General features: G+C 73.8%; 14 protein-coding genes. 5 read left to right on the plus strand and 9 right to left on the minus strand.

From position 1 onward, the window contains the following. Positions 1-95 precede the first annotated feature (95 nt). On the plus strand, positions 96-2,159 hold the full coding sequence (locus IEZ12_RS29420; protein WP_189276197.1) for a discoidin domain-containing protein: 2,064 nt from the start codon (positions 96-98) through the stop codon (positions 2,157-2,159). A 114-nt stretch (positions 2,160-2,273) separates the two neighbouring features. On the opposite strand, the gene IEZ12_RS29425 is transcribed toward IEZ12_RS29420, so the two are convergent. Genes IEZ12_RS29425 through IEZ12_RS29435 form a run of 3 tightly spaced genes read right to left on the minus strand, consistent with a single transcriptional unit; the run spans position 2,274 to position 5,730 of the window. Next, positions 2,274-3,164 (minus strand): SDR family oxidoreductase, encoded by an 891-nt coding sequence (locus tag IEZ12_RS29425; RefSeq protein ID WP_043911090.1) that lies wholly within the window; start codon positions 3,162-3,164, stop codon positions 2,274-2,276. Further along, on the minus strand, positions 3,161-4,150 hold the full coding sequence (locus IEZ12_RS29430) for an alpha/beta fold hydrolase (protein WP_189276199.1): 990 nt from the start codon (positions 4,148-4,150) through the stop codon (positions 3,161-3,163). Before IEZ12_RS29430 ends, IEZ12_RS29425 begins: the two co-directional genes overlap by 4 nt. Next, entirely contained in the window at positions 4,147-5,730 is a 1,584-nt protein-coding gene (locus tag IEZ12_RS29435) for a flavin-containing monooxygenase (RefSeq protein ID WP_189276201.1), read from the minus strand. The genes IEZ12_RS29430 and IEZ12_RS29435 overlap by 4 nt, the downstream gene beginning before the upstream one ends. A gap of 234 nt (positions 5,731-5,964) precedes the next feature. Between IEZ12_RS29435 and IEZ12_RS29440 the strand changes: the two genes are divergently transcribed. Together IEZ12_RS29440 and IEZ12_RS29445 are read left to right on the plus strand one after the other, a co-directional pair. Continuing rightward, positions 5,965-6,714 (plus strand): MerR family transcriptional regulator, encoded by a 750-nt coding sequence (locus IEZ12_RS29440; RefSeq protein WP_229848263.1) that lies wholly within the window; start codon positions 5,965-5,967, stop codon positions 6,712-6,714. A gap of 514 nt (positions 6,715-7,228) precedes the next feature. Beyond that, complete coding sequence (locus tag IEZ12_RS29445) at positions 7,229-8,029, plus strand: inositol monophosphatase family protein (protein WP_229848274.1); 801 nt, start codon at positions 7,229-7,231, stop codon at positions 8,027-8,029. A gap of 15 nt (positions 8,030-8,044) precedes the next feature. Here the strand turns inward: IEZ12_RS29445 and IEZ12_RS29450 are convergent, their stop codons facing one another. Beyond that, a complete protein-coding gene (locus IEZ12_RS29450; protein WP_189276206.1) occupies positions 8,045-9,490 on the minus strand; it encodes a pyridoxal phosphate-dependent decarboxylase family protein in 1,446 nt (481 codons plus the stop codon). A gap of 401 nt (positions 9,491-9,891) precedes the next feature. After that, positions 9,892-11,265 carry a diaminobutyrate--2-oxoglutarate transaminase family protein gene (locus IEZ12_RS29455; protein ID WP_189276208.1) on the minus strand — a complete coding sequence of 458 codons (1,374 nt, stop codon included), beginning with the start codon at positions 11,263-11,265 and terminating at the stop codon, positions 9,892-9,894. 177 nt (positions 11,266-11,442) lie between these two features. Here IEZ12_RS29455 and IEZ12_RS29460 point away from each other — a divergent pair, with 177 nt between their 5' ends. Beyond that, entirely contained in the window at positions 11,443-12,057 is a 615-nt protein-coding gene (locus tag IEZ12_RS29460; protein ID WP_189276210.1) for a class I SAM-dependent methyltransferase, read from the plus strand. Positions 12,058-12,130: 73 nt separating this feature from the next. On the opposite strand, the gene IEZ12_RS29465 is transcribed toward IEZ12_RS29460, so the two are convergent. Beyond that, positions 12,131-12,847 (minus strand): response regulator, encoded by a 717-nt coding sequence (locus IEZ12_RS29465; RefSeq protein ID WP_189276212.1) that lies wholly within the window; start codon positions 12,845-12,847, stop codon positions 12,131-12,133. Next, positions 12,844-14,499, minus strand: a complete 1,656-nt coding sequence (locus IEZ12_RS29470) for a sensor histidine kinase (protein WP_189276214.1) — start codon at positions 14,497-14,499, stop codon at positions 12,844-12,846. The genes IEZ12_RS29465 and IEZ12_RS29470 overlap by 4 nt, the downstream gene beginning before the upstream one ends. Before the next feature lie 185 nt (positions 14,500-14,684). On the opposite strand from IEZ12_RS29470, the gene IEZ12_RS29475 reads away from it, so the two are divergent. Further along, positions 14,685-16,046: a cation:dicarboxylate symporter family transporter gene (locus IEZ12_RS29475; RefSeq protein ID WP_189276216.1), complete on the plus strand. Its 1,362-nt coding sequence runs from the start codon at positions 14,685-14,687 to the stop codon at positions 16,044-16,046. A gap of 106 nt (positions 16,047-16,152) precedes the next feature. Here the strand turns inward: IEZ12_RS29475 and IEZ12_RS29480 are convergent, their stop codons facing one another. Together IEZ12_RS29480 and IEZ12_RS29485 are read right to left on the minus strand one after the other, a co-directional pair. Then, positions 16,153-17,109, minus strand: a complete 957-nt coding sequence (locus tag IEZ12_RS29480) for a hypothetical protein (RefSeq protein ID WP_189276218.1) — start codon at positions 17,107-17,109, stop codon at positions 16,153-16,155. A 319-nt stretch (positions 17,110-17,428) separates the two neighbouring features. Continuing rightward, on the minus strand, positions 17,429-17,998 hold a 570-nt coding region (locus tag IEZ12_RS29485), incomplete at its 5' end, for a LuxR C-terminal-related transcriptional regulator (RefSeq protein WP_229848265.1).

The following is a 17,998-nucleotide window of genomic DNA, read 5'->3' on the forward strand; positions in this document are numbered from 1 at the left end:
CTGACCGGTAAGTAATCCGGTCAGATGTATTGACGGAGTGTCAACAGCTCGGGATTCTCGGGAAAACCGCCGCCTCCCCGACCCGAGAGGTGACCATGATCGAAAATGGTCGCACCAGGAACGTCCTCGCCCGCCTGCTGCCGCTGCTCCTGCTCGCGGCCGCGCTCGTCAGCGGCGCCGTGCCGGGCTCGAACGCCCGTGCCGCCGACGGTTGGTGGAATCCCACCGCCCGGCCGGCGCCGGACTCGCAGATCAATGTCACGGGCGAGCCGTTCCGCGGCGCCGCCGCCGACGGCAGCGTCCGCGGCTTCGTCGACGCGCACAACCACCTGATGTCCGCCGAGGGCTTCGGCGGCCGGGTGATCTGCGGCTCCGCGTTCTCCCCGCAGGGCGTCGCGGACGCGCTGAAGGACTGCCCGGAGCACTACCCGGACGGCTCGCTCGCCCTGTTCGAGAACGTCACGGGCGGCGCGAACGGCCACCACGACCCGGTCGGCTGGCCGACCTTCGCCGACTGGCCCGCGCACGACTCGCTCAGCCACCAGCAGGACTACTACGCCTGGGTGGAGCGGGCGTGGCGCGGCGGCGAGCGGGTGCTGGTCAACGACCTGGTGACCAACGGGCTGCTGTGCTCGATCTACCCGTACAAGGACCGCGGCTGCGACGAGATGGACGCCATCCGCACCGAGGCGCGCAAGTCGTACGAACTCCAGGCGTACATCGACGCGATGTACGGCGGGCCCGGCAAGGGCTGGTTCCGCATCGTCACCGACTCCGACCAGGCCCGCTCGGTGGTCGAGCAGGGCAAGTTGGCGGTGGTGCTCGGGGTGGAGACCTCCGAGCCGTTCGGCTGCAAGCAGATCCTGGACGTGCCGCAGTGCGACCGGGCCGCGATCGACCGCGGGCTGGACGAGCTGTACGCGCTGGGCGTGCGCAGCATGTTCCTGTGCCACAAGTTCGACAACGCGCTGTGCGGGGTGCGGTTCGACGAGGGCACCACCGGGGTGGCGGTGAACGCCGGGCAGTTCCTGTCCACCGGGACGTTCTGGACCACCGAGCAGTGCACCGGCCCGCAGCACGACAATCCGATCGGGCTGCCCACCGCGCAGGCCCAGGGGATGCTGCCGGCCGGAGTGAGCCTGCCCACCTACTCGGCGTCCGCGCAGTGCAACACCCGTGGGCTGACCGAGCTCGGCGATTACGCGGTGCGCGGCATGATGAAGCGCCACATGATGCTGGAAGTCGACCACATGAGCGTCAAGGCGGCGAAGAGCGCGTTCGAGGTCCTGGAGTCGCAGTCCTACCCGGGGGTGATCTCCAGCCACAGCTGGATGGACCTCTCCTGGACCGAACGCCTGTACCGGCTGGGCGGGTTCGCCGCCCAGTACCCGCACGACGCGAACGGCTTCGTGGCGGAGGCGAACCGCACCAAGGCGCTGCGGGACGCCTACGGGGTCGGCTACGGCTACGGCAGCGACCTGAACGGCGTCGGCGGCTGGCCGGGCCCGGTCGGTGCGGGCGCGCCCAACGCGGTGACGTACCCGTTCCGCAGCGCGGACGGCGGCGCGGTGCTGGACCGCCAGGTGACCGGCTCCCGGACGTGGGACGTCAACACCGACGGCGTGGCGCACGCCGGTCTGCTGCCGGACTGGATCGAGCAGATCCGGCTCAGCGGCGGGCAGGGCGTGGTGAACGACCTGATGAAGGGCGCGCAGTCCTACCTGACCACCTGGGGGGCCACTGAACGGCACGGCGCGGGCCGGGAGTTGGCGACTGGCACGGCGAGTGCCGCGGCGAGCTCGGCGGAGTGGAACCCGTTCACCTCCTACCAGCCGGGCCGGGCGCTGGACGGCGACCGCTCCTCCCGCTGGGCCAGCGACTGGAGCGACGACCAGTGGCTGCGGGTGGACCTCGGCTCGGTGCACACCGTGGACCGGGTGACGCTGGACTGGGAGCGCGCCTACGCCACCGGCTACCGGATCGAGGTGTCCACGGACGGCAGCACCTGGCGCACCGTCTGGTCGACCACGGCGGGCGACGGCGGGCTGGACACCGCCGCGTTCGCGCCGACGACGGCCCGGTACGTGCGCTTCCACGGCACGGCGCGGGCGACCCAGTGGGGGTACTCGCTGTACGAGCTGTCGGTGCACGGCACCTGACCCGGGCCACGCCGTCCGGTAGGACTGTCTGAATATGACGAGCGGACAATCAGCCTCTCTCGGGGCTGATTGTCCGCTCATCATCATGTGACTGTCCGATCGTCCGCCCGCCGGTCACTCCACCTTGGCAGCCAGGGCGTTCCGGTCGGCGTCCCCGCCGGCGCCGACCGGACGCAGCCGGGTGTCGGCGGTGGCCTTCAGCTCGGGCGCGAGCTTGGCGACGTCGCGGGAGCCGACCGCGGCGATCAGGCCGGGGAGCATCCAGCGGACCGGCTGCATGCCGCGCAGCCAGGCCTGCGCGTACACGTGCGGCGAACGGCGGCCGATGCCGGCCACCAGGCGCTCCACGGCCGGGCCGATCGGGTACGTCTTGTTGGCGGGCCACGGCAGCTTGGCGCGCATCTGCCGCAGCACGGCGTCCTGGTCGGCGCCGCGCACCATGTCGGTGTCCGTCCAACTCAGGTACCCCACGCCGACCTTGACGCCCTGGTAGGCGACCTCGGCGCGCAGCGCGTGGGCGAAGGACTCGACGCCGGCCTTGGAGGCGCAGTAGGCGGACATCAGCGGGGCGGGAGTGAGCGCGGCCAGCGAGGCGATCTGCAGCAGGTAGCCGCGGCTCTCGACCAGCGCGGGCAGGAACGCCCGGGCGGTGGCGACTGAACCGAGCAGGTTGACCTCGACCACCCGGCTCCAGGCCCGGAAGTCGCTGTCCTGCATCGGCCCGCCGAGCGCTATGCCGGCGTTGGCGACCACGGTGTCGATCCGCCCGTACCGGTCCTTGATCCGGTTCGCCACCTCGGTGAGCGCGTCCAGGTCGGTGACATCGGCCTCCCAGGCGGAGGCGTGCTCCCCGCACTGGGCGGCGACGGCCTTGAGCTCGGCGGGCTCCAGCCCGACCAGCGCAACCTTGGCACCCCGGTCGGCGAGCTTCCGGGCCATCAGCGCGCCGAGGCCGCGGGCGGCCCCGGTGATGACGACGACCTGCGAGGACAGCGGCGGGGTCATGCGGTTTCCTCCACGGCGGCGACGGACTGGGACGGGATGTCGGAGGCGGCGGCGCCGCCGACCGCGGCGGCCGACAGTTCGTCGGCGACCAGGGCGGCGACCCGGCGGATCTCCTCGGCGACCTCGGCGGGGCGTTCGACCGGGCTCATGTGGCCGGCGCCGGGCAGCTCCAGCAGGCCCCGGGCGTCGGCCAGGGCGGCGACGATGCGGTGCGAGTGCACGGGCGGGGTCAGCTTGTCGTTGGTGCTGGTGACGACGGCGGTGGGCGCGGTGATCCGGGCGAGGCCGGCGTACACGTCCAGGACGTCGAGGACGACCGCCCAGCCGTGGCGCGCCTTGGCCGGGCAGGCGTGCACCACCTGCGCACAGGCCTCGACCCGGTCAGCGGGCGTGGCGGGGCCCATGGTGGCGTACTTGAGAGCGGCCCGGCTGATGCCGCTGACGGGGCCGAGGGACAGCCGGGACTGCAGCACCGGCCGGCTCAGGAAGCGCCGCAGCGCCCTGCCGCGCACGAACGGCGGCAGCACCAGCAGCTCGTCGACGAGGTCGCCGGCGCCGGTGTTGATCAGCACGTTGGCGGCGGTGCGGGCGGCCACCTCGGGCCGTCCGCCGGCCGCCATGATGGTCATGCCGCCCATGCTGTGGCCGGCCACCACCGCGCGCCGCCCGGCGGGGACGGTCGCGACCAGCACCGCTTCGAGGTCCTCGGCGAGCTTGCCGGTGCCGTACCCGGCGCCGTCGGCCGGCAGGGGGCTGCGGCCGTGGCCGCGCTGGTCGTAGGCGACCACGCGGTGGTCCGCGACCAGCCGGTTGATCACGGGCGCCCAGAACGTGGTGGCGCACGTCCAGCCGTGGGCGAGCACGATCAGCGGCGCGCCCTCGGGTCCGTACTCCTCGACGTTGAGTTCGGCGCCGTCCGCGGAGCGGACGGTGTGGACGGCGGCCGGGTCGGGCAGCACGCAGTCGGCGGGGATACGGGGGCTCATACGGGCACCACCTCGGGGTCGAGCGCGTCGCCCAACGGGGCTGTGCGCTTGAGGAGTTCGTACTCGGCGAGGTCGACGTGCCGGGTGGCACGGCGGAAGGCGCTGGTGGAGGACGGCCACAACACGGTGTTCTTGCCGTCCTCTTCGAGGTACCAGCTGCGGCACCCGCCGGTGGTCCACACGGTGCGGCTCATCCGGTGCTGGAGTTCCAGGTTCCACTGCCGCTGGGCCCGTTCGGTGGGCTGCATCGCGGTGGCGCCGATCGAGTCCAGCGTGGTGAGCGCGTCGATCAGGTAATTGAGTTGGGACTCGATCATCAGGATCATCGAGCTGTTGCCGAGCCCGGTGTTCGGGCCGATCAGGAAGAACAGGTTCGGGAAGCCCCGCACGGTGGAGCCGCGCAGCGCCTCCATACCGTCCTTCCACGCTTCGGCCAGCGCCATGCCTCCGACGCCGTACACCCGCTCGGCGATCGGCAGGTCGGTGACGTGGAATCCGGTGCCGAACACCACTGCGTCCACCTCGTGTTCGCTGCCGTCGGCGGCGACCAGGGTGCTGCCGCGCAGCTCGCGCAGACCGGACGCGACCACCTCGGTGTTGGGCGCGGCCAGCGCCGGGAAGTACGTGTTGCTGAGCAGGATGCGCTTGCAGCCGATCCGGTAGTCCGGGGTGAGCCTGGCCCGCAGCGCCGGATCGGCGACCGCCCGGTGCATGTGGCGCAGCGCCACCTGCTGGACCAGCTTCAGGAATTGCGGACGGCGCACGAAAGCATCCACCTGGAGCTCGCGGATCGCGAACAACGCGGAACGCCGCAGCAGGCCGCTCGGCGGAAGTTTGCCGTGCAGCCACTTCTCGACGCCGGTGACCTCGCGGTCGGCGCGCGGCATCACCCAGGCCGGGGTGCGCTGAAAGACCGTCAGGCTGCCGACGGCGGGCTGGATGGCGGGGATGATCTGCACGGCGGACGCGCCGGTGCCGACCACCGCGACGCGCTTGCCCGTCAGGTCGTAGTCGTGGTCCCAGCGGGAGGAGTGGAAGACCTTGCCGGGGAAGCCGTCCAGGCCGGGCAGGTCGGGGATCTTCGGTTCGGCCAGCGGGCCGGCGGCGGAGACCACGGCGTCGGCGGTCCAGCTGCCGACCCGGGTGGTGACCCGCCACCGGGTGTGCTCCTCCTCCCAGCGCAGCTCGGTGACCTCGGCGCCGAACCGCAGGTGGGGGCGGAGCCCGAAGGTGTCGGCGACCCGTTCCAGGTACGCGCGGATGTCGGGCTGGGCGGAGAACACCCGGGGCCAGTCGGGGTTCGGCGCGAACGAGAACGAGTACAGGTGGGAGGGCACGTCGCAGGCGCAGCCCGGGTAGGAGTTGTCGCGCCACGTCCCGCCGACCGAGTCCGCGCGTTCCAGGATCACGAAGTCGGTGATCCCGGCGCGGCGCAGCCGGACGCCGGCGCCGAGGCCGCCGAAGCCGGAGCCGACGACGGCGACCCGCACGTGCGGCACGGCCTGCGGTGCGGCGTCCGCGCGCGGCTCGTCGGGATCGGGCTCGACGGGGAGGGGCGGCTTCTTGGTACGGGGTGCCATGGGCGGGTCCTCCTGGCGAGGGTGGGGCGGCACGGGCCGGTGCGGTGCTGCTCAGCGCTGCGGTGAACTGCCGCTGAGAGATGGGGGGATGGGGCGTTGGTCGGAGCCCTGGATGCTGCCAGTAATCACTGGCGCGTTTGGCAGAGTAGCCCTTATTGACACCGAGTGGAATAGCGCGGACAGCGGGGATCACACATGTGTTCGCCCCGCCCGGCCGGCCCTATGCTGACCCGCGTGGCGGAGATCGAGCAGGACCGCGAACCCCCCGGCGAGTACCGCATCGCCGAACTCGCCGAGGCGGCCGGAATCAGCGTGCGCACCGTCCGCTTCTACCGCGAACGCCGCCTGCTCCCGCCGCCCCGCAAGGTCGGCCGGATCGCCTGGTACGGCCCCGCGCACCTGGCCCGGCTGCGCCTGATCGCCGAACTGCTGGAACGCGGCCACGCGCTCGGCGGCATCGCCGAACTGATCGGCGCCGGCGAGGACGGCCGCGACGTCGCCGAACTGATCGGCCTTCAGGCCGCCCTGGTCGCCCCCTGGTCCGACGAGACGCCCGTCCACCTCGGCTGGGACGAGCTGCGCGCCGCGTTCGGCGACCAGCTGACCGAGGCCAACACCGCCGAGTCCCTCGCCCAGGGCTTCATCACCCTCGACCCCGACGGCATCACCCACATCAGCCGCCGCCTGATGGACGCCACCGTCGCCCTGGTCGACGAGGGCGTGCCGCTGTCCGCCGTCCTGGACGTCAGCCGGCGCGCCAGCGAGTACGCCGACGCGATGGCCGACGCCTTCGTCGCCCTGATCCGCGACCACCTGCTCGGCGCGCTCACCCATGTCCAGGACCTCACGCCCGCCGAGGCCGCCCGCCTCACCGAACGCATCCACCGCATCCGCCCCCTCGCCCGGGCCGTCAACGACGCCCAGTTCACCCTGGCCATGGACCGCCGCGCCCGCACCGAGTACGGCCGGCTCGCCGGCGAGTAGTGGCTGCGCCGCCACCGATCACCCGCTCCGCGCCGCCCCTCGCCGGTCCGGCCCGGCCCGTCGAGCACCCGCCGGCCGACCCTCTCCGCGCCCGCACAGGCGCCCCGCTCGCCCACCGGCCGCCTGCACACCACCCACCACTCCCGGCTCTCCCCCACCCCCCGCACACGGTCGCTGATCCCGCCAACCACCTGCACACCACTCACCACGCCACGCGCCTCCCCCTCTCCCCGCCCTCCCTCGCCCCGCACACGCAGTCGCTGGCCCCACCAGCCACCTGCACGCCACCCGCCACACCCCACACCCCCTCCGCTCCCGACCCTCCTCGCCCCGCACACGCGGTCGCAGATCCCACCAGCCACCTGCGTACCACCCGTCATGCCACGCACCTCCCCTCTCTCCCGTCTGACCCCGCCCCGCGCACGCGGTCGCTGGCCCCACCAGCCACCTGCGCACCACCCGTCACACCAGGGCATGGGAGAGTGGGGGCGGTGAAGGGAGCGCGGGCGTGTTGATGGAGAAGGTCACCGAGATCCTCGTGGAGGCGGCGGCGGAGGCGGTCGAGCCTCGGTTCCGGGCGCTGGCCGAGGGCGAGGTGATGGAGAAGGCCCCCGGCGATCTCGTCACCGTCGCGGACCGGGACGCCGAGCGGATCATCACCCGGCGGCTGCGCGAGCTGCTGCCCGTCCCCGTCGTCGGCGAGGAGGCCGTCGCCGCCGACCCGGCGCTCGCCAGGGCGCTGCTGGACGAGCCCGCAGCCTGGCTGGTCGACCCGGTCGACGGCACCAAGAACTTCGTCGCCGGTGAGCCCTCGTACGCCGTGATGGCCTCGCTGGTCCGGAGCGGCCGGGCCGTCGCCGCCTGGATCTGGCAGCCGTGCTCCGGCACCGCCTACACCGCCGAACTCGGCGCGGGGGCCTGGCAGAACGGGAGACGGCTGGTCCGGGAGCAGGTCACCACCGCTCCGGAGAGCTGGACGGGCATCCTGAAGTCCCGCTACTTCGACCCGCCCACCAGCCACCGCCTGCTCGCCAACGCCCGCGCGCTGGGCCCGCTGGACCCGGGCCGCAGAGCCGCCGGCATCGAGTACCCGCTGGTCGCCACCGGTGAGCGCGACTTCATCCTGTACTGGCGCACCCTCCCCTGGGACCACGCCCCGGGTTCCCTCCTGATCACCGAGACCGGCGGCCGCTCCGCCCGTTTCGACGGCTCCCCGTACCTGCCCGAGCCTCCCGGCGGCACCAACGGCCTGCTGGTCGCGGCGGATCCGGACCAGTGGGAGACGCTCAGGGAGATCCTGCTCAAGGGTTTCTGACGCCCGCCGGGGCGCCTACTGCTTCTGCACCGCGCGCCCGCTCTCCACGACGGCCGCCAGTAGCGACTCCACCTCCCGTTCGGTGGTGTGCGGGTTGAGCAGCGTCAGCTTCAGCCGTACCCGGCCCGGGCCGCTGCCCGGGAGTTCGGTGCGGCCGACGACGGCCCGGCCGGTGCGCAGCAGGCGGCGGCGCAGCTCCGCGTTGACGTGGTCGCTGTCCTCCGCCGCGTACCGGAACACCACGGTGGTCAGCACCGGTTCGCAGTAGAGCTCCAACTCGGGCTCGTTCCGGACGAGTTCGGCCGCCCGCAGGGCCAGCCGGTGGCAGCGGTCGACCAGCGCGCCGAGCCCGTCCCGGCCCAACGTCCGCAGGGTGACGGCGAGTTTGAACGCGTCGGGCCGCCGGGTGGTGCGCAGCGACTGGCCGAGCAGGCTGGGGTAGCCGGCCTCCTCGTCGTCGGCGGGATTGAGGTAGACGGCGCGGCGGGCCAGCGAGCCGTAGGTGCGGGCGTCGCGGACCAGGAAGACGCCTGCGGCGGCGGGCTGCCAGCCGAGTTTGTGCCAGTCGAGGGAGACCGAGTCCGCCCGGTCGAGGCCGTCCAGCAGCGGGGCGAGCCGGTCGGAGAACAGTGCGCCGCCGCCGTACGCGGCGTCCACGTGCAGCCAGGTGCCGTGGCGGGCGGCGAGGTCGGCGACCTGCTGCAGCGGATCGACGGCGCCGGTGTCGGTGGTGCCGGCGGTGGCGACCACGGCGATCGGGGTGGCACCCTCCCAGCCGGCCTCGGCGAACGCATCGGCCAACGCGTCCGGCACCATGCGCAGTTGACGGTCGACGGGGACGGCACGGACGGCGCGCTCGCCGAGGCCGAGCAGCGCGGCGGCCCGCTGGACGGAGAAGTGGGCGACCTCGGACGCCAGGATCCGGGGCCGGACGCCGTGCGGGATGCCGTTCAACTCGACGTCCGGGCCGAGGCGTTGGTCGCGGGCCAGCATCAGCCCCATCAGGTTGGACTCGGTGCCGCCGGTGGTCAGCACGCCCGCCGCGCGATCCGGCCGGAAGCCCACCAACTCCGCGTGCTCGGCGAGGAGTTCGCTCTCCAGTGCGGTGGCGGCGGGGGCCTGGTCCCAGGAGTCCTGGGACGGGTTGAGGGCGCTCACGGCGAGGTCTGCGGCCACCGCAACGGCCAGTGGCGGGCAGTGCAGGTGCGCCGCGCAGGCCGGATCCGCGGGGTCGGCCGCGCCGTGCGCCAGCAGTTCCACCAACTGGCCCAGCGCACCCGGACCTTGAGCCCGCTCCAACGCCTCCCGGACCATCTCCCCCACCACCGCCGGCTCCCCGGCCACCACCGGCCCACCCCGCCGCACCGCCCCGGCAGTCAGCGCCGCCAGCACCTGCGCCAGCAACGGCCGCAACGCCTCGGGCCCGCCCACACCACCGGAGAGATCGGTTAACCCGCCCACGTCCCACCCACTTTCCACAGAGACAGATTCAGCTTCACGACGCCGACTCAGCTGCTCGCGACCGAGCAGGCAAACACGCCCCGGGACTCGGCATGGTGATCGCCGACCCCGACCCACCCACTTCCGCCGTCTACGGCCCGACCAGCCACCGCAGGCCCCTCAACACAGTCCGACCGCCGCCGCAGCGGGGCAGAGCCGGAGATCGACAGGGAACGACAGTCGGCAGATCAGCGACCGGCCCCCGAAGCGCCGACGAACGCCCCCGCCCCACCCGCTCGCCACCCGACCCACCACCGCGCCCCTTCAGTACGGTCCGACCGCACACTCCCGACCCCCGCCCGTGCCGCCCGCAGGGCCGGCCGCACGGCTCCGCCGATCCGCCGATCCCACCCGCCCACTCCTCACCCCGCCGCCGCAGGCTCTCGCATCGCGAACTCGACGGCCTCGCAGAGCCGTTCGAGGACGGCGTCGGCCTGCTCGTCGGTGATGGTGAGCGGGGGGAGCAGCCGCAGGACGGCGTCGTGGCGGCCGCCGAGTTCGACGATCAGGCCGCGGGCGAGGCAGGCTTCGCGGACCCGGACGGCGAGGCCGGGATTCGCGGGGCGGGCGCCGCAGCTGTCGGACTCGCCTGCGGGGTCGACGAGTTCGACGCCGAGCATCAGGCCGCGGCCGCGGACGTCGCCGATCACCGGGAGGCGGCCGCGGGCGCCGTCCAGGCGGGCGGCGAGCCGGGCGCCGACCGTTTCGGCCCGGGCGGCCAGCCCGTTCGCGGCGATGTGGCGGAGCGTCGCGGCGCCGGCCGCCATCGCGAGGGTGTTGCCGCGAAAGGTGCCGGTGTGCGCACCGGGCCGCCAACTGTCGTACTCCTCGCGGTAAACGACGACGGCGAGCGGCAGGCTGCCGCCGATCGCCTTGGACAGCACCATCGCGTCCGGCTCGATGCCGCTGTGCTCCACCGCCCACATCCGGCCAGTGCGACCGACGCCCGTCTGCACCTCGTCGACGATCAGCGGGATGCCCCGTTCGGCGGTGATCCGGCGCATCTCGCGGAGCCAGCCGTCGGGCGCGGGGACGACGCCGCCCTCGCCCTGCACGGGTTCGAGGATCATCGCGGCGGCCGGGAGCACGCCCCCCGACGGGTCGTCGAGCAGGCGCTCGGTGTAGGCGGCGGCCAGCTCCGCGCCGCGTTCGCCGCCGAGGCCGAACGGGCAGCGGTAGGCGTACGGGTAGGGCAGGCGGGTGACTTCTCCGGCGCTGGGCAGCGGGGCCTTGACGGCGGTGTTTCCGGTGACGGCCAAGGCGCCGGCGGTCATCCCGTGGTAGGCGCCGGTGAAGGCGAGGGCGCCGCGGCGGCCGGTGGCGGTCTGCATGAGCTTGAGGGTGGCTTCGACGGCGTCGGTGCCGGCGGGGCCGCAGAAGTGGATCCGGGCCTTGGCGGCGAACTTCTCGGGGAGGCTCTCGAACAGCGCGGTGGTGAAGTCGTCCTTCTCGGCGGTGGCGAGGTCGAGCAGGTGCAGCGGGGCGCCGCTGTCCAGCGTGCGGCGGATGGCTTCGAGCACCACGGGGTGGTTGTGACCGAGCGCTAGGGTACCGGCGCCGGAGAGGCAGTCCAGGTAGCGGCGGCCGTCGGCGCCCTCCACGGTCATGCCGTTCGCACGCACCGGGACGATCGGGAACGACCGGGCGTAGGTGCGGGCGGCGGATTCGCGGATGCGCTGGCGGCGCAGGATCGCGTCGCCGGCGGGCGCGGCGGAGGTGCCGACGGTGAGGGTCACAGCGGAGCTCCCTTGGGAAGTTAGGTAAGCCTAACTTTACTCCCGAGGCTCCGACGGGTGCCGCCCCGGGGCACTTTGATCACTCGTCCGAGTGAGCACGCACCATTTCTCGCACCCGCCTCCCCAACGAGCATGACCACGCCGAAGTCACGGCTGCGGCCCAAGTACCCTGCCGCCATGGAGACTCCGCCCCCTGACGCGCACGCCCGCGAACTCGCCGACACCCAAGCCTTCTTCGCCGAACGCGCTGCCGGCTGGAACGCCAGGTTCCCGGACGACGGTCCGCGCTACGCCGCCGCGATCGCCGACACCGGCCTGACGGTCGGCCAGTTCGCCGTCGACGCGGGCTGCGGCACCGGCCGCGCGCTGCCGCTGCTGCGCGCGGCGGTCGGTCCGTCGGGCACCGTCCTCGGCGTCGACCTCACCCGGGAGATGCTGGAGCAGGCCGCGGAACACCGCGCCGACGCCGCCCTGCTGCAGGCCGACTGCACCCGGCTCCCGCTCCCCGACGCCGTCGCGGACCTGGTCTTCGGGGCCGGTCTGATCTCCCATCTGCCGGGCCCCGACACCGGCCTGCGCGAACTCGCCCGCGTCACCCGCCCGGGCGGCCGCCTCGCCCTGTACCACCCCGTCGGCCGCGCCGCCCTCGCCGCCCGCCACGGCCGCCCCGTCACCCCGGACGACCTGCGCGCCCGCGACAACCTGTTCCCGCTCCTCGCCGCCACCGGCTGGAAACCGCTTTCCTACACCGACGAGCCGGACCGCTTCCTGGTCCTCGCCGAACGCGCCTGACGCGCACCCGACGCGCCCGACGCACCTCCCGCACCTCCCGCACCTGCCGTACCCAGCGGCCTGCCGCATCCGGCTATTCGTACTTCCAGCGGTACCCGAGCTCGGGGCGGCCGACCTGCCCGTAGCGGGGTTCGCGGGTGGCGTGGCCGGTGGTGACCAGGTGTTCGAGGTAGCGGCGGGCGGTGATCCGGGAGACGCCGGTGGCCTCGGCGGCCGCGCCGGCGGAGAGGCCGTCGGGGGCGGTGCGCAGGGCGGTGGCGAGGGTCTCCAGGGTGGCGGCGGTCAGGCCCTTGGGGAGGCTGGTGCGGTCGGTGCCGCGCAGCAGGGCGAGGGCCCGGTCGACCTCGTCCTGTCCGAGGGCCTCGCCCTCGCGGCCGAGACTGGCCCGGTAGCGGGCGTACTGGCGCAGGCGGTCGCCGAGCGCTGCGGCGCCGAACGGTTTCAGCAGGTACTGGACGACGCCGGCGGAGACGGCCTGCCGGACGGTGGCGAGGTCGCGGGCGGAGGTGACGGCGATGATGTCGGCGCTGTGCCCGGCGGCGCGCAGCGTGGCGCACAGGTGCAGGCCGTGGCCGTCGGGGAGGTAGAGGTCGAGCAGGATCAGCTCGACGGGGGCGCCGGCCTCCCGGGCGCGGTCGAGGGCGCGGACAGCCTCGGCGCGGGAGTGCGCGGTGGCGGTGACGGTGAAGCCGGGGGTGGCGGCGACGTACCGGGCGTGGGCGTCGGCGGCGACCGGGTCGTCCTCGACCACCAGGACCCGGATCGGCCGCTGCTCGAGGAGGCCGCTCATGCGTCCACCGCCGGGCGCTGGAGCGGGAGTCGGACGGTGAGCACCGCGCCGCCGCACGGCCCGCCGAACCGGTCGTCCCCGTGGCCCAGTCGGACGTCGCCGCCGTTGCGGCGGGCGGTCTGGGCGACCAACGCGAGGCCGAGTCCGCGGCCGTGCTGCTTGGTGGTCCAGCCACGGCGGAAGACCTCGTCGGCGGCGGCGGGGTCGACACCGGCGCCGGTGTCGGCGACCCGGAGCAGCAGGTGGCCGTCCTCGGTGCGGGCGGTGACCCGGACTTCGGGGGCGGCGTGCGCGGCGTTCTCGATGGCGGCGTCGACCGCGTTGTCGATCAGGTTGCCGAGCAGGGTGACCAGGTCGCGCGGGGTGAGCCGGTCGGGCAGGACGCCGTCGTCGATCCGGCTGTCCTCGGTGAGGTGGAGTTCGACGCCGCGTTCGGCGGCCTGCGCGGCCTTGCCGAGCAGCAGTGCGGCGAGCACGGGCTCGCCGACCGCGCCGACCACCTGGTCGGTGAGCCGTTGGGCGAGGGCGAGTTCGGCGGTGGCGAACTCCACGGCCTCGCGGTGGCGGCCGAGTTCGATCAGCGAGACCACGGCGTGCAGCCGGTTGGCGGCTTCGTGGGCCTGCGCGTCGAGTGCCGCGGCGATGCCTTTGACGGTGTCCAACTCGCCGGTGAGTCCTTGGAGTTCGGTGTGGTCCCGGAGGGTGACCACGCTACCGAGTCCGGCCCCGATCGGCGAGGTGTTGACCAGCAGCACGCGTTCGGCGGTCAGGTGCACCTCGTCGCGCACCGGCTCGACGGATTCCATCGCCCGGATCAGCGAGCTCGAAAGGCCGATCTGACGGACCGTCAATCCCTCGACCTCGCCGTCCACTTGGAGCAGTTCGCGGGCGGCGTCGTTGCACAGCAGCACCCGGTGGTCGCGGTCGAACAGCACCAGCCCTTCGCGCACCGAGTGCAGCGTCGCCTGGTGGTAGTCGTACAGGTGGGCGAGATCCTCGGCGTCCATGCCGTGGGTGTCGCGGCGCAGCCGGGCGGCGACCAGGTAGCTGGCGGCGGCGCCGAGCGCCAGGGCGCCGACGGCGACGCCGGTGAGAGCGAGCAGGGGGACGCGCAGCCGGGCGGAGATGTTGTCGACGGTGATGCCCGCGCTGACCAGGGCGACCACGTGGTGTTCGTCGTCGTAGACGGGGGCGACGACGCGCACGGACGGGCCGAGGGTGCCGGTGTAGGTCTCCTGCTGGAGGCGCCCCTGCTGGGCCTGGTCGATGTGGCCGAGGAAGGGACGGCCGATCTGCGCCGGGTCGGGGTGGGTCCAGCGGATGCCCTGCGGGTCCATGACCGTGACGAAGTCGACGTAGGTGTCGGCGCGGACCTGCTGGGCGTATGGCTGGAGGACCGCACTGGGGTCCGGACCGACGGCGGCCGCGCGGACGGTGGGGGCGTCGGCGACGGACTGGGCGACGGCGGTGGCCTCGTGGCGGGCGGTGTCCTCGGCGCGGGCGGCGGTGAACAGGTAGGCGAGCACCGCGCCGCCGGCGACCACGGCCCCGACGATGACCACCTGGACCGCGAACAGCCGTCCGGCCAGGCTGCGGCGCCGACGGGGGCGGGCGGCGCGAGCGGCACGGGCGGTCGGGCTGGGCGGGTGCATGCCGACAAGTGTGCCTGGTCACGGGCCTGTCACGACGTCCGCGGTACCCGTGAACTCTATGAACGTAACCGTGACGTCCCTCACGGCGGGGCGAATAGTCGTGCCGCGGCCCGCCACCCACGGGCCGGTCGCGTCCACCCCCCTCAAGGACGCGATGCGAGCCTAGCGGCGAAGGAGCCGAGCGGATGACCCCCACCACGAACGGGAAGCCGACGCGCAGATCGGATCGGACCCACTACCTGTACCTGGCGGTGATCGCGGCGGTGATCGCGGCGATCGTGGTGGGTCTGGCCGCGCCGAAGTTCGCGGTGGAGCTGAAGCCGGTCGGCACCGGCTTCGTCAACCTGATCAAGATGATGATCTCCCCGGTGATCTTCTGCACCATCGTGCTGGGCGTGGGCTCGGTCACCAAGGCGGCGAAGGTCGGCCGGGTCGGCGGTCTGGCGCTCGGCTACTTCCTGCTGACCTCGACGGTGGCGCTCGGCATCGGTCTGCTGGTGGGCAACCTGCTGGAGCCGGGCAGTGGTCTGCACCTGACCGCGGCGCTGGCGAAGTCCGGCCACGCGCAGGCCGCGGCCGGCGCCGCGACCACCACCGACTTCCTGCTCGGGATCATCCCCACCACCCTGGTGTCGGCGCTGACCCAGGGCCAGGTCCTGCAGACCCTGCTGATGGCGCTGCTGGTCGGCTTCGCGCTGCAGGGCATGGGCACGGCGGGCGCGCCGATCCTGCGCGGTGTGGAGCACCTGCAGAAGCTGGTGTTCCGGGTGATGTCGATGATCATGTGGGTGGCCCCGATCGGCGCGTTCGGCGCGATGGCGGCGGTGGTCGGCGCGACCGGCACGGCCGCGCTGAAGAGCCTCGCCGTGATCATGGTCGGCTTCTACGTGACCTGCGTGCTGTTCGTGGTCGTGGTGCTCGGCCTGCTGCTCCGGCTGGCCGCCGGCGTGAACGTCTTCTCCCTGCTGCGCTACCTGGGCCGGGAGTTCCTGCTGATCCTGTCCACCTCGTCCTCCGAGAGCGCGCTGCCCCGGCTGATCTCGAAGATGGAGCACCTCGGCGTGAGCCGCCCGGTCGTCGGCATCACCGTGCCGACCGGCTACAGCTTCAACCTGGACGGCACCGCCATCTACCTCACCATGGCGTCGATCTTCATCTCCGAGGCGATGGACAAGCCGATGTCGATCGGCGAGCAGCTCTCCCTGCTGCTGTTCATGGTGATCGCCTCCAAGGGCGCTGCGGGCGTCACCGGCGCGGGCCTGGCCACGCTGGCCGGCGGCCTGCAGTCCCACAAGCCCGCGCTGGTCGACGGCGTCGGCCTGATCGTCGGCATCGACCGCTTCATGTCTGAGGCCCGTGCCATGACCAACTTCGCGGGCAACGCCGCCGCCACCGTGCTGATCGGCCACTGGACGGGCGAGCTCGACCGTGAGCGGATGAACGCCGTGCTGGCCGGCGAGCTCCCCTACGACGAGACCGCGGGCACGCCCGAGGGCGCCGAACTGCCCGCCCAGGCGCAGGCCCCGGTGACCGAGCCGGCCGCTTGACCGGTCCTCGGCCGCGACTGCACTCCGCCCCTGTCGGCGTCCCGGGTCCGCCCGGGCGCCGACGGGGTCGTCGTCGTTCGCCGGCGCCGCGGAGGGGTGCAGCGCGTCAGGCGGGATCGGGGGTGGTGCCGGAGAGCGCCCAGGCGAGGCCGGTGGCCGGGTCCTCCAGGGCGAGGTGCAGATGGCGGAGGTCGTCGCCCGGTTCGGTCCAGGCCAGGCAGTGCAGGCGGCCGACCACGGCATCGACGCGGGCCGGGTCCGCGGTGTCGGCGTCCTCCATCGCGGCGAGCAACTGCCAGACGGCGAGCCGCCCTTGGGCCGCGCCGAGGTCGGAGCGGGCGGACGCGAGGTGGACCAGCGCCGGGTACAGCGCGGCGAACGGCAGCTGCCCGCCGGTGACTTCGGGACCGGCGGTGAGCTGCGCGGCGGCATCGGTGGCGCGGCCGCGCACGCACACGGCGCTGGTCCAGTCGGACAGGCCGGCGAGCAGGCCGGTCGCCAGTCGCCCCGTCAACCGGGCACCGGGGGACGGCAGTCGGACGACGCCGAGGCCTTCCCGGGTGGGCGGCGCCAGCTGCAGGGCGCGCCGTGCGCCGCCGCCGGGCAGGTACTCGCGGACCCGGGTGTCGCGCTCCCATCCGCTGTCCTCCCACGGACGCAGCCGGTACGGCACCCCTGCCTCGTCGCACCCGCCACCGGCCGGGCCGTCGCCGAGCAGGGCCCGGGTGTGGGCGGCCGGCCGGCGGATCGCGGGCGGCAGCGGCAGCTCGGCCAGCACCGTCCAGGGGTGGCGGGTGGCGAGCACCTCCCACAGCGGCCCGGCGTCGTGGTCCCCCACCGTCGCCGCGCCCGGCCCGGCCGCCGGGTCGAACAACCTCGCCGCGACCGCGGCGGGCGCGCCGTACGCCACCAGGTGCCCGAGCGGCCCCGCGAGCCCGTCGCCGAGCGCCCTGGCCACCCGGAACCGCCCGAGCAGCTCCCCCCACTCCCCCTGCGCGGCCAGCCTCTGCCCGGACGGCCCCCACCCGTACCGCGCCGGCCCCGTCCCGTTGTCGACGATCATCCGCTCAATGTACGACCACACCGAAAGGACAGCCCGCCGACGCGACGATGACGCACCGTCATGCGCCTCCCACGGCGGTCGGCCCGGCCGGTCGTCCTTCTCGGCGGGCAGCCACGGCCGCAGGGTCTCCGGGCCGAACGGGACGGCGACGTGCTCGTGGGGGATCGACCGGACGCCCTCCGCACGCCGCAGGCAGGTGGCCCCCTGACCCGGATCGCCGCCTGGAGGCGGCCCTTCCGCTGCCCCGAGTCGACGTGCACAGGTGGGCGAACGCGACGTCCCCATCCGTCCGCCGCCGCGAGTTGAGAGGCCCCCGGAATCAGGGCGCGCCGGGCAGGCGGTACGGGTGCGGGCCCATCAGGCCGTGTCGGTAGGCGGCGGCCACGGCCTGCGAGCGGTCGTGGACGCCGAGTTTCGCCAGGATGCGTTTGACGTGGGTCTTCACGGTGGACTCGGCCAGGTGCAGCAGCGCCGCTATCTCGTCGTTGGGGCGGCCGTCGGCGGCCAGCCGCAGGACTTCGCGCTCCCGGGCGGTGAGCGCCGCCAACCGTTCGCTGTCGGAGGAGTCGGCGGGCGCGGGCTCGGGGGCGGGGGCGGCGAGCAGGTGGCCGAGCAGGTCGCGGGTGACGGCCGGGTCGAGGACGGCCTCGCCCGCGGCGACCGCGTGGACGGCGTCGATCAGCCGCTCCGGGGAGGCCCGCTTCAGCAGGAATCCGGCCGCGCCGGCGCGCAGCGCGCCCCACACGTACGCGTCGTGGTGAAAGGTCGTCAGCACCAGCACCCGGGGGCCGACCCCGGCCAGGCGGCGGGTCGCCTCGACGCCGTCGCAGCCGGGCATCCGCACGTCCATCAGCACCACGTCGGGGCGCAGCGCCCGGGCGAGTTCGAC

The sequence above is a fragment of the Kitasatospora griseola genome, from assembly GCF_014648555.1.
GTDB lineage: Bacteria > Actinomycetota > Actinomycetes > Streptomycetales > Streptomycetaceae > Kitasatospora > Kitasatospora griseola.